The 12279-nt window shown below is 40.4% G+C and carries 10 protein-coding genes; 3 read left to right on the forward strand and 7 right to left on the reverse strand.

What is annotated here, in order from left to right:
• Positions 1 to 47: 47 nt before the first annotated feature.
• Positions 48 to 1427: an L-serine ammonia-lyase gene (locus F968_RS11175; protein WP_004793131.1), complete on the reverse strand. Its 1380-nt coding sequence runs from the start codon at positions 1425 to 1427 to the stop codon at positions 48 to 50.
• A 450-nt stretch (positions 1428 to 1877) separates the two neighbouring features.
• Here F968_RS11175 and F968_RS11180 point away from each other — a divergent pair, with 450 nt between their 5' ends.
• From F968_RS11180 to abaF, 3 genes are all read left to right on the forward strand, one after another.
• Positions 1878 to 3449 carry an APC family permease gene (locus F968_RS11180; protein ID WP_004793134.1) on the forward strand — a complete coding sequence of 524 codons (1572 nt, stop codon included), beginning with the start codon at positions 1878 to 1880 and terminating at the stop codon, positions 3447 to 3449.
• 153 nt (positions 3450 to 3602) lie between these two features.
• Positions 3603 to 5183 carry an aldehyde dehydrogenase (NADP(+)) gene (locus F968_RS11185; protein ID WP_004793136.1) on the forward strand — a complete coding sequence of 527 codons (1581 nt, stop codon included), beginning with the start codon at positions 3603 to 3605 and terminating at the stop codon, positions 5181 to 5183.
• Between the two features lie 162 nt (positions 5184 to 5345).
• On the forward strand, positions 5346 to 6635 hold the full coding sequence (gene abaF, locus F968_RS11190) for a fosfomycin efflux MFS transporter AbaF (RefSeq protein ID WP_004793138.1): 1290 nt from the start codon (positions 5346 to 5348) through the stop codon (positions 6633 to 6635).
• A 66-nt stretch (positions 6636 to 6701) separates the two neighbouring features.
• On the opposite strand, the gene F968_RS11195 is transcribed toward abaF, so the two are convergent.
• The 6 genes from F968_RS11195 to F968_RS11220 form a co-directional block, all read right to left on the reverse strand.
• Entirely contained in the window at positions 6702 to 7454 is a 753-nt protein-coding gene (locus F968_RS11195; protein ID WP_004793140.1) for an AraC family transcriptional regulator, read from the reverse strand.
• Positions 7455 to 7498: 44 nt separating this feature from the next.
• Entirely contained in the window at positions 7499 to 8761 is a 1263-nt protein-coding gene (locus tag F968_RS11200) for an FAD-dependent oxidoreductase (protein ID WP_004793142.1), read from the reverse strand.
• The gene (locus tag F968_RS11205) at positions 8761 to 8991 is read right to left on the reverse strand and encodes a 2Fe-2S iron-sulfur cluster-binding protein (RefSeq protein WP_004793144.1); all 231 of its coding nucleotides are present in this window, start codon (positions 8989 to 8991) and stop codon (positions 8761 to 8763) included. The genes F968_RS11200 and F968_RS11205 overlap by 1 nt, the downstream gene beginning before the upstream one ends.
• Positions 8992 to 10095 carry an NAD(P)/FAD-dependent oxidoreductase gene (locus F968_RS11210; RefSeq protein ID WP_004793146.1) on the reverse strand — a complete coding sequence of 368 codons (1104 nt, stop codon included), beginning with the start codon at positions 10093 to 10095 and terminating at the stop codon, positions 8992 to 8994.
• A complete protein-coding gene (locus tag F968_RS11215; RefSeq protein ID WP_004793147.1) occupies positions 10092 to 11024 on the reverse strand; it encodes a 4-hydroxyproline epimerase in 933 nt (310 codons plus the stop codon). The genes F968_RS11210 and F968_RS11215 overlap by 4 nt, the downstream gene beginning before the upstream one ends.
• Positions 11025 to 11203: 179 nt before the next feature.
• Positions 11204 to 11887 carry a GntR family transcriptional regulator gene (locus F968_RS11220; protein ID WP_000174668.1) on the reverse strand — a complete coding sequence of 228 codons (684 nt, stop codon included), beginning with the start codon at positions 11885 to 11887 and terminating at the stop codon, positions 11204 to 11206.
• Between the last annotated feature and the right edge of the window lie 392 nt (positions 11888 to 12279).

The following is a 12279-nucleotide window of genomic DNA, read 5'->3' on the forward strand; positions in this document are numbered from 1 at the left end:
GGCTTAATGTTCAAAATAAGATGGGGCATCTCGCCCCATCTTATTATTTAGCACTCAATTGCATTAACAGCGAGGCCACCTTTTGAAGTTTCTTTATATTTCTCAGACATATCTTTGCCAGTTTCTTTCATGGTCTGAATCACTTTATCGAGCGTCACAAAATGCTCACCTTCATCATGAAGTGCCATTTGTGCTGCATTAATGGCTTTTACCGCTGCAATTGCATTTCGCTCAATGCAAGGCACTTGAACCAAGCCACCAATCGGGTCACACGTTAAACCTAAGTTGTGTTCAAGGCCAATTTCGGCCGCGTGTTCTACTTGTTCAGGTGATGCATCTAAAATCTCGGCTAAACCAGCCGAAGCCATTGCACACGCTGAGCCAACTTCTCCCTGACATCCTACTTCTGCACCAGAAATAGATGCATTGAGCTTACATAAAATACCAACTGCTGCCGCACTTAGAAAAAAGCGAACAACTTTGTCTTCAGAAAAATCTTTAGAAAAAGTCACGTAATAATATAAGACAGCTGGAATAATTCCAGCTGCCCCATTTGTGGGTGCAGTCACTACTCGGCCACCAGCAGCATTTTCTTCATTTACCGCTAAAGCAAATAAATTGACCCATTCCATAGCATGAAAAGTCGTCACAATCAGGTTTGTGTTTTTCTTATTTAATAACTTATCGTGAATTTTTTTAGCTCGACGTTTTACGTTTAATCCACCCGGTAATATCCCTTCATTAATTAATCCGTTGTGAATGCACTGCTGCATCACTTTCCAGATGTCCATAATTTTGCTACGAATCTCACTTTCACTACGCCAACTTTTTTCATTTTCAAGCATTAATTCACTTATCGACAAATGATGAGTTTTACATAAGCTTAAAAGTTCAGCCGCGCTATGAAATGGATATGGAACTTTAACGTCACTGGTTTCAGATTGGGTTTGTGTTAATTTCTTTTGACTAACAATAAAACCGCCACCAACCGAATAGTAAGTTTCGGTATATAAAACTTCTCCAGCTTCGTTGTACGCAATTAATTCCATTGTATTGGGGTGATAAGGCAAAGATTCATCCAAGAAAAGTACATCGTGCTTATAGTCAAAAGAAATATTCTTTTGCTGATTAAGCTGGATGGCGTTATTTTCAAGAACATCTTCAATCAAGCTTGTAGTTGCTTGAGTATCGACATGTTCAGGGTCAAAGCCCATTAAGCCTAAAAGAATAGCCTTATCTGTCGCATGACCAACACCGGTTGCTGCAAGCGAACCGTATAACTTCACCTGAACTCTAACCGTTGCTTGTAAATTGTTTTGTTTTAATAAATCATCTACAAAACTGTATGCCGCTCGCATGGGTCCAACTGTATGGGAGCTAGATGGGCCGATGCCAATTTTAAAAAGATCAAATACACTAATAAACACGTGGTCCTACCTTCAATTCATTATTATTCGTATGTTCGTCGTTATTGTGTCCTTTCGGATAACATTAAAATTATCATTAAGCTGCCCATAAAGCACTGAAAATAAATGGGTCATTGCCTAAAAACAACACAATCAATTTCTAACTCAATATTTTCCAAAAAATGGAATTTTCCATTAATTTTAATGGTAAATTACTCAACAAATATTTAAGAATTGTTCTTTTTAATAAATAAAATAGTGAACCTTTCCCCAATTTTTTATAAAAAAATTTAGTTTTTAAGCTATTTACTTGGAATTTAAATTATTTAAACAAAATTAAAAACAATAACTTACTAAACTTATAGTTCATTCGTTGCCATTAAATAGAATAAAAATTCCCCTATTTACCAATAACCATATATCGTATACGATATATGAAAGAACAATAGTTCTGTCGTTAAGGAAAACGTAATGACAAGTCAGTTTAAAAAGCAGTTATCTCTAATGGATCTTACATTCATTGGCTTAGGCGCCATTTTCGGTTCTGGATGGTTATTTTCAGCAAGTCATGTGGCCTCCCAAGCCGGCCCCGCGGGTATATTGTCATGGATTATTGGGGGCTTTGCCGTTTTAATTCTGGGAATTATTTATTGTGAGTTAGGTGCAGCCTTACCTCGAGCAGGCGGCATTATCCGTTATCCCGTATTTTCACATGGTCCTTTACAAGGATATTTACTTGGTTCTGTGACCGTCATTGCCTTTTCAAGTTTAATTGCAATTGAAGTCGTTGCTGCCCGTGAATATGCAGCGGCATGGTTCCCTTCACTTACAGAAATACACGATGGCATCCGATCTCCAACTACCATTGGATGGTTATTTCAGTTTGCACTTTTATGCGTATTTTTTGCATTGAATTATTACAGTGTAAAAACCTTTGCAATTGCCAACAACCTCATCAGTGCATTGAAGTTTGCTGTTCCAGTTTTAGTGATGGTTGCACTTCTATACCACTTTAAACCAGCAAACTTTTCAATGACCGAGTTTGCACCAATGGGCGCTCACGGCGTACAAGGTGCCGTATCTGCTGGCGGTATTATTTTTGCGTATTTAGGTTTAACGCCGATTATTTCGGTAGCTAGTGAAGTAAAGCGTCCTCAATTTACCATTCCTTTTGCACTCATCTTATCAGTCGTTTTAGCAACGATTATTTATGTAGTGCTTCAAGTTGCTTTCTTGGGTGCAGTACCCACCGATATGTTAGCAAATGGTTGGTCAGGACTCAGTGATAAGTTCCCATTACCTTACCGCGACATTGCCATGTTATTAGGTTTGGGATGGTTAGCGCTTTTAGTTGTTTCAGACGCCATTATTTCTCCATCGGGCTGCGGCAATATCTATATGGCTGCAACTCCACGTGTCATTTATGCATGGTCGAACAGTAATACGTTCTTCCGTATTTTTACTCGTGTAGATCCAAAATCAGGCATTCCACGTTATGCATTATGGTTAACATTTGCACTTTCTGTATTTTGGACTATGCCGTTTCCATCTTGGGATAAATTAATTTCTGTAGTTTCGGCAGCGTTAGTTTTAAGTTATGCCCTAGCTCCTGTCACAGTGGGTGCCTTACGTCGTAATGCTCCTGAGCTTGAACGTCCATTCTATGTAAAAGGCTTTACAGTTCTTGGCCCACTCGCCTTTGTCATTGCTTCTTTTATTGTGTATTGGTCTGGCTGGAATGTCATTTCATGGTTATTAGGCGCACAAATTGTATTATTTGCACTCTATGTCATTTTTAAACGCTATGTGCCAACCCAAGAAGTCAGCCTAGCTCAACAATTAAAGTCATCAGCTTGGCTTCTTGTTTACTACATTTTAATGATTATTGTTTCTTACCTTGGCAGCTTCGGTGATGGTGCATCACACCTATTAGCAGCTCCATTTGACACACTTTTAGTTATGGTGATTTCCCTTAGTTGTTACTACTGGGGAATACATTCAGGTTTACCAAAAGCACTGATTAAAAATGATGATGAAGCTTAGCGATCACTTGCTTAAATATATATAGGTTGAGGTTTTCTTTCGATTAATAACGTATACAAAATACTATATTTCTCAAAAGTAAAACCTAGGCTTCGATAATTCTCCAACGTCAGAAGAACTACTTTTGACGTTCACTCTAAAGTGAGGTTGATAATGTTAAATATTACTGGTCAAAATTTTATTGCAGGTCAACGTTCAAGTTCAGGCAGTAAATTTGTCTTAAGTTACGATGCTGCAACAGATGAAGCATTACCCTATCAATTTGCTCAGGCAACTCCTGAAGAAATTGATCAGGCAGCTCAAGCAGCTGCATTGGCCTATCCAACTTTTAGACAAACTACGCCAGAACAGCGCGCGGTTTTTCTAGAAACAATTGCCAGTGAAATTGATGCACTTGATGACCAGTTTATTGCCACAGTCTGTCAAGAAACTGCTTTACCTGAAGCTCGCATTCGCGGTGAACGTGGGCGAACTACAGGCCAATTACGTCTATTTGCTCAAGTATTACGCCGTGGTGATTATTTAGGTGCCCGTATTGATTTGGCTTTACCTGAACGTCAGCCACTTCCACGTCCAGATTTACGTCAATATAAAATCGGTGTTGGGCCAGTTGCTGTATTTGGCGCTAGTAACTTCCCTCTTGCCTTTTCTACTGCTGGTGGCGATACCGCTTCAGCGCTTGCGGCTGGATGTCCTGTTATTGTTAAAGCGCATAGCGGCCACATGGCAACCGCCGAATCAATTGCAAATGCGATTTGTAGTGCAATTGAGAAATGTACTATGCCAAAAGGCATCTTTAGCATGATTTATGGTCAAGGTGTTGGTGAACCACTGGTAAAACACCCCGCAATTAAAGCAGTTGGATTTACAGGTTCACTCAAAGGTGGCCGTGCTCTCTGCGATTTAGCTGCTGCACGCCCTGAACCAATTCCTGTTTTTGCCGAAATGTCGAGCATTAACCCAATGGTTTTATTACCCGAAGCTCTAAAAGTGCGCGGTGATAAAATTGCAGCTGAACTTAGTGGTTCAGTGGTTTTAGGTTGCGGTCAGTTCTGTACCAATCCAGGTTTAATTATTGGAATTAAATCAGCTGAATTTAGCCAATTTCTTGAGCAGTTCACGGCTGCAATGGCTCAGCAGCCACCACAAACCATGCTTAACAAAGGCACTTTAAGAAGCTATGAACATGGCCTTAAAGCATTACTCGCACATGACAAAATTGAGCATTTAGCGGGTCAACCACAACAAGGCCAGCAAGCCTATCCTCAGCTCTTTAAAGCTGATGCATCTCTTTTACTAGAGCAGGATGAGTTACTTCAAGAAGAAGTATTTGGCCCAACAACGATTGTGATTGAAGTTGAATCGGCAGAGCAACTTGCTCTAGCGTTAAACGGACTTCGTGGTCAGCTTACCGCATCATTAATTGCCGAGCTGCAAGATTTTGAAAACTTTTCTACCCTTATTCCATTACTTGAAGAAAAAGCAGGACGTTTACTTCTAAATGGTTACCCAACAGGTGTGGAAGTTTGTGATGCCATGGTACATGGCGGTCCTTACCCTGCAACTTCAGATGCACGTGGTACTTCGGTAGGAACATTAGCAATTGACCGATATTTACGACCAGTATGCTATCAAAACTATCCAGATCACTTATTGCCACTTGCCCTTCAAAATGCCAATCCGCTTGGTATTGAACGCTTAGTGAATGGTGAAATGAGTAAAGCTACACTTTAATATTTTTGAAGGAGTTTATCCAAGAGATGAACTCCTTTTTATTTAGATCAAAAACGCACAACCTAACTGCACATTACTCAAATAAAAAAGTGCAAAAAAATGAATAGCAAGATGCTCAAACAAACTTATGCGTAACATATTTTTAAATAAGGATATTGGTATATGACGACAACATTAAAAAAGGTAGTGGCGGCCTCTATGGTCGGCTCCGTAGCTGAATGGTATGAATTTTTCCTTTATGGAACTGCTTCCGCCCTTGTCTTCGGTGAACTTTTCTTTCAACAAACGGGCAATGCTATAGATGGTATTTTGGCGGCGTTTGCCCTGTATGCCGTTGGCTTTTTAGCGAGACCTATTGGTGGCCTTGTGTTTGGTCATTACGGCGATAAAATTGGTCGTAAGAAATTATTGCAAATTAGCCTGATTATTGTCGGTATAACTACTTTTTTAATGGGCTGTATTCCGACCTTCCTTCAAATTGGCTATTGGGCACCTACACTGTTGGTTATGCTGCGTTTAATTCAGGGCTTTGCTTTTGGTGGTGAATGGGGCGGCGCAGTCATTTTGGTTTCAGAGCACAGTCCAGATGATCGCAGAGGTTATTGGGCAAGCTGGCCACAAACTGGCGTGCCACTCGGCAATTTAGTAGCCACCCTGGTTTTATTATTACTTTCAAAAAATCTCTCACCCGAACAATTTCTAGATTGGGGATGGCGCTGTGCATTCTGGTTTTCGGCAGTCGTGGTACTGATCGGTTTATGGATTCGAAAAAATGTAGACGATGCCGAGGTGTTTAAAGAAGCACAGGCCAAACAACAGCTTCTTGAAAAGCAACAACTCGGGATTATTGAAGTTTTAAAATATCATAAGAAATCTGTTATCGCGGGTATCGGTGCCAGATTCGCAGAAAACATTTTGTACTATATGGTGGTTACTTTTTCGATCAGTTATTTAAAGTTGGTCGTTCATAAAGATACTTCACAAATTTTACTGCTCATGTTCGGCGCTCATCTGATCCATTTCTTTATTATTCCTTTTATGGGGCATTTAAGCGATATATTTGGCCGCAAACCTATTTATCTTATTGGGGCTGTACTTACTGCTTTTTGGGGATTTATCGGCTTTCCTTTAATGGATACAGGCAATGACTGGCTCATTATGTTGGCAATTGTGCTCGGTTTATTTATTGAGTCCATGACCTACTCGCCTTACTCTGCGTTAATGACCGAGTTATTTCCAACTCACATCCGCTATACGGCGCTTTCATTTTGTTATCAAGTTGCGCCAATTATGGCAGGTTCGCTTGCTCCATTAATTGCCCTAACATTACTCAAAGAGTTTAATAGCTCGATTCCGATTTCTTTATATTTGGTTGCCGCAAGTTTGATCTCTATTGTCTCGATTTTGCTTGTGAAAGAAACCAAAGGTCGGTCATTGGCTTTTAAAGATTAGTCTTTAAGATATAAATTAAGCACTTAATAATCATTTTGGGTTGTTCTATACAACCCAATTTTTTATCTAAATATTTTTGGTAGAAGCGCGATACAAGGTAGGTGACATGCCTGTATGCAGCTTAAACTGACGACAAAAAGCACTATGGTCGGTATAACCACAGCGCAAACCAATTTGAGTAATGGGTAAATCTGTGGCCAATAATTCAGTGGCGACTTGAAGACGAATTTTGCTAATCATTTGCCGAGGCGTTAAATGGTATATTTTTTTGCAATACCGTTCTAACTGAGCCACAGATACACCTGCAATTGCAGTCAAATGCGCCAATGTAATCGTTTCGGCATAATTCTTTTTAATATAGTCCTCAACCTGAACCATTTTGTAAAAAGCAGGGTGTGTATTTTCAGGAACATTTAAATCATTAGAAATACCTGCTATTCCTACTAACTTTCCATCCGCATCAAATAAAGGTTCTTTATAAGTCAAACACCAACCCGACTGGTTCTTTGCATATAAATGCAGCTCTAATTGCTCGGTTAACTTTTTACCACGGCGAATGACTTGTAAATCTTGCGAAGTATATATTTTTCCAAGGGAATGAGGAAAAACCTCTTCTGAAGTTTTCCCAATCAAAGCAGATTTATCTTTTAGACCGCAACGATTTACTAATGTTTGATTGACAAACACATAGCGCGCTTCAGTATTTTTGATAAAAAACACCACCGAAGATAAAGCATCAAATAATGGTTCTATACTTTCCAGATTTTTTAAGAAATCTTCCAAAGTTGTGGTTAGTTTCGGAATTTGAACCAAAGTCATGAGCTAGAGCGGACAAAGTTATAACTTGTCTACTCTAGAACATTTCATTTTTGATTTAAAGGAGAAGTAGACATCGCCATGAGGCTTTTTACACGAGTAGGAAGTAATGGCGGTCGAGAGTTAGGCAACTGCCAATCAAATAGGCAGGCCGCTGCTGTTGCACATGTGCTTCCCTGACATGCTCCCATTCCACAACGTGTATGTAATTTTGCATCAATCCAACTACTACGCACGGCAACTTTATCAAAAGTTACATCTTCACATCGACAAAAAATAGTGTCTGGACGCGCAAGCGTTTTTAACTCAGTCCGTAATTTGAAGCTTTTCTCAAGAAGATTTGCAAATAAACGATACCGTTGTCTTTGAGCAAATAATTGTCTAGCTTTTTCATTTTGACCTATAGCAGCATAACCTGCGATGCTACCTTCAACCATCGCCAACTCACTTCCGCTAAAACCTGTACACTCGCCTGCTGCCCAAACCTGCGGCTGTGATGTACGTTGATAGTCATCGACCGCAATCGCATTGTCCTTAATTTGACAACCCATTAACTGGCCTAATTGAGTATTCGGCACTAAACCAAACCCGCACGCGAGGCGATCACACTCAATTTCAATGATTCCTTTCGGCGTGTTTAGTTTTACTCGTTCAAGACGCTCTTGACCAATCGCTTCAATCACATAACTGTCAGGTTGATATAAACGATGAGGTAAAGATAACGCCTGTATTATTTTCGCAGGCCAGCGCCAAAGTTGTAATGCAAATTTACGAACAGAAGATGAAGCTGCCTGTTCGGCAACATAGAGAACCTGAGCCTCTGCTTTTTTTGCTGTGTCCGCACTTGCTAAAAGTAATGGTCCGGAACCCGCAATCACAACACGTTCATTTTTGACTGGTATGCCTGCCTTAATTAAAGCTTGCAAACCACCTGCCCCTGTTACACCAGGTAAGGTCCAACCAGGAAAAGGCAAAAACAGTTCTCTTGCTCCCGTACACAATATAAGCTGACGATAAGACAAGTTTAGGCTGTCATGAGGTCGCTCAACGAGTAATTGGCCTACAAAAGGTGCAGCGACAATCTTGGCACCAAACATAAATTCAATATTAGGATAAGCCTTGATTTGTTGATATTTTTGCTGCGCCATTTCAGGTAGAGGAAAAATCGGTCCGCCCCGCCAGATTTGACCACCCGCCTGTGGGTTATTATCTAATATTAAAATTCGCCCGCCACTCTCGGCGGCTGCAATAGCAGCTGACAACCCCGCAGGCCCAGCACCGGCAACCACCACATCGTATTGTTTTTCCATTATTGTGTTTCCACCTTCATGTCTTGCTGGCACAGCGTCTGACAAGCAAGTACTCTGAATCCATTAATATTGACACGGCATTCCTGACAAACTCCCATTCCACAAAATGGAGTGCGTTTTTCCCCACAGACAGACCAACGGCTATAAGACTTCGCTTGTGCTAAAGCAGCAGCAACACTCGTACCTTCAATCACAGAAACCGCTTGCCCGTTAATAAAAAGCTGAATCATCTATGCAGCTCCTATAAAGCGATGAGGTAAAAAAGGTTCTGGATCTATATCAAAAGTTAATCCACATATGTATGAGGCAATAAGTCTTGCTGTACCTGTTGCTGTGGTTACACCTAATCCTTCATGACCTACCGCTAAATAAACCGATTGAAATGCAGGATGTCGTCCAATTACCGGAATACCATCTGGTGTGGCTGCACGAAAGCCAGTCCATGCCCGAATAACATTAAGATCAGCCAAAGCTGGAAAATAATCCGCAGCTTCTTTAAGCACCCGAGTAAAGACTTCCAGCTCTACACTCGGATCAACCGTATTAAACTGACGAGATGACCCAATAAAAAGCTGGCCTGTCGGTCTAGGCTGAATATTACAAGCCACCGAAATTCCACTTGTCGCTTGAGTGCTGGCTGCATAGGCCAAAGCCACCAATGTATGTTTTACATTTAATTCGGGGTAACGGTCAGTAATAGCCAAATGACCTTTTTTAGGTTCAATCGGTAGCTTTGGAAAAAAATCTGTCGCATGAATGCCATTAGCCAAAACGATATGCGCAGCTTCTAGCCATGTTCCATCACCTAACTGAACCCGATTTTCTTCAATATGAATAACTTTAGCTTGTTGAACCTGAACCTTGTGGGGAAATTTTTTTAATAACCATTCAGCGGCACAGGGTGCATATAAAATTCCATCATCAAAAACTTCTAAACCACCATAAAGACCCTGCTTTAAGTGAGGCTCAAGCTGACCGATTTCATCTGCATTTCGAAGTTGGCAACGGACGCCTTGTGCAGTGAGACGTTGATATTTTTCCTCAGCAATCTGCATTTCTTCTGGGCTACTTGCCAGCCATAAAGTTGGCGTTTGGCGATAGGCACATTCTTCCGAAAGCTCGTGCCCTAATTCATGCCATAGTTGAACTGACCAATGACTAAGTTCTAATTCAGCTTCCAAGTCATCCATAATGACCAAATGCCCCATGCCTGCGGCTGTTGCCCCGCCGATACGAGCATCTAGAACTTGCACATTTAACCCTTGCCGAGCTAACTCATAAGCACATGCGGCACCTACAATGCCTGCCCCAATGACGATGGCATCGGTTCTCATAGCTGAATACCCCAAGCAAATGGATCATTTTCATCCATAAATAGAGTTGCTTCGGCACTCATGTAAGCTTCACCACGAATGGTTGGAATCACATATTCCCCTGCTTGCTCATACGAGGCAATAAATTGGCTACCGATAATGCTGGCTTGTTTCCATAACTTTCCTGGCTCAAGTTTGCCATCTGCTGCCAAGCAAGCAATTTTCGCACTCGTTCCGGTTCCACATGGTGAACGGTCATAGGCCTTACCGGGGCAAAGTACGAAATTTTTGCTGTTTGCTTCGGTGTCACTTGCAAATAACTCGATATGGTCAATTTCTTGTCCATCTTTGCCAGTTATTCCTTGTACCGTAAGCGCCTGTCTGACTGTCCACGCATAGTCAGTCAGTTGATCCAAATTATCACTTGCAACACTTTGACCATGGTCATTAATCAAGAAGAACCAGTTACCACCCCATGCAATATCACCAGTAACTTTTCCATATTTTTCAACATCAACTTCGACCGTTTTTTTATAACGATATGCTGGTACATTTCGCACACTAACTGAATGATCTTCATGCAATGTCGCCTCAACATCGCCGACCGGAGTTTCAATTAAATGTGTACCTACTTGTATTTTTCCCAAGTGTGCTAACGAAGCTACTAAACCAATCGTGCCATGACCGCACATGCCTAGATAGCCTGTGTTATTAAAGAAAATAACGCCTGCACTCGCTTTAGGATTCACTGGCTTACACAATAATGCGCCAACCAGAACATCATTACCGCGCGGCTCTAACATGGTTGCTCGACGGAAATGGTCATATTTTTCTGATAATATTTTTCGGCGGCTTTCCATATCTCCTGTGCCTAAATCAGGAAAACCTTCAAGCACTAATCGTGTTGGTTCACCACCAGTATGAGAGTCCAAAATTTTTACTGTTTTCATAGAAGTATCCTTACATTTTCCTTTAGGATGACTGATCTCAAAACAGCAAGCTTGATCATTTTCTTACGAATCGATGACGAAATCAGCATAGTGAAAACTTGCTTCAGCTAAAAAAAAGACAAAAAAATTAGGCCATTGGCCTAATTTAAATAACACTGAAATGATTAAGAATGGAGCGCTTATTTTTTCACATTTTTATGGTGAGGTAGATGTTCATAAAGTGATTGGCAAACACCATTAATATGCTCTTCAATTAATTTAACCGCTAAATCAACATCTTTAGCTTTGCAGGCTTTCACGATTTCTTTGTGTTCATCATTTGCACGCGATTTGCCTTCTGAAACATTCATCTGCAATCTTAAATATCGCTCAATTTTATCGTAAATAGAACGAATTAATCCAAGCATATAGGGCCGCTGTGCTGGTTCATAAAGGCATGCATGTAACTGCCAATTGAGTGTGGTCCAGCTTCCAATATCCATGTTATCGATAAAGGCATTACAAATTTCATCTGCCTTTTTATAAGTTTCTTCCGTCATATTCGGCACGGCGAGCTGAATCAGCTTCGTTTCCAACATCACTCGGACTTCAAAAATCTGTGCCAACTCTTCTTCAGAGATGCGGGTCACAATTGCGCCACGATTTTTTATAAACTCAACCAAGCCTTCAGCTTCAAGTTGCTTTAAGGCTTCACGTACGGGAATTTTGCTGACATTAAAAAGTTTGGCAATTTCATCCTGACGAATAGGCTCACCTTCAGCAATATGCCCTGCAATAATTGCTTCTCTAATATATTTGACAATAACTTCAGATACCGAAGGCATTGCACCAAGATTTGATACATTAAAAGATGGTAGCGTCACGAATATTCTCTTAACCTCAAAATATGACACAAATAAAAGGATGATAATTTTTATTCATCCGCCATAATGAAATCATTGCTTTTCAAGCATTATTTTCGGCACGGCTTACCTTTATTTCAATACTGCTAAAACTCATTCTCTCTATTTATTGGAGCTAATAATTTTTAACTGCATTAATAGCTAAAGTATACTTTATACCATTTAATTCACAAAACTATTATTAGACTATGCTGAAATCGTCATCTTTTTATTGTATCTAACCAAGCAAATCATAATAAATAGCAGCATACTACCCTGTTCTCTTGATGGGCAACTGTCAAAAAGATTCCTATCCATTTAGCTAAGTTATTGCCTGCAAGATAAAATTTTATCTTGTAAAAATCATGCTGCAT

This window comes from Acinetobacter sp. NIPH 817, assembly GCF_000368405.1.
GTDB lineage: Bacteria > Pseudomonadota > Gammaproteobacteria > Pseudomonadales > Moraxellaceae > Acinetobacter.

What these genes read in the sequence shown, in the direction of transcription:
- F968_RS11200 (WP_004793142.1), bottom strand. Translation starts at nt 8,761, where the DNA reads ATGGAAAAACAATACGATGTGGTGGTTGCCGGTGCTGGGCCTGCGGGG.
- F968_RS11210 (WP_004793146.1), bottom strand. Translation starts at nt 10,095, where the DNA reads ATGAGAACCGATGCCATCGTCATTGGGGCAGGCATTGTAGGTGCCGCA.
- F968_RS11195 (WP_004793140.1), bottom strand. Translation starts at nt 7,454, where the DNA reads ATGACTTTGGTTCAAATTCCGAAACTAACCACAACTTTGGAAGATTTC.
- F968_RS11205 (WP_004793144.1), bottom strand. Translation starts at nt 8,991, where the DNA reads ATGATTCAGCTTTTTATTAACGGGCAAGCGGTTTCTGTGATTGAAGGT.
- F968_RS11215 (WP_004793147.1), bottom strand. Translation starts at nt 11,024, where the DNA reads ATGAAAACAGTAAAAATTTTGGACTCTCATACTGGTGGTGAACCAACA.
- F968_RS11185 (WP_004793136.1), top strand. Translation starts at nt 3,603, where the DNA reads ATGTTAAATATTACTGGTCAAAATTTTATTGCAGGTCAACGTTCAAGT.
- abaF (WP_004793138.1), top strand. Translation starts at nt 5,346, where the DNA reads ATGACGACAACATTAAAAAAGGTAGTGGCGGCCTCTATGGTCGGCTCC.
- F968_RS11180 (WP_004793134.1), top strand. Translation starts at nt 1,878, where the DNA reads ATGACAAGTCAGTTTAAAAAGCAGTTATCTCTAATGGATCTTACATTC.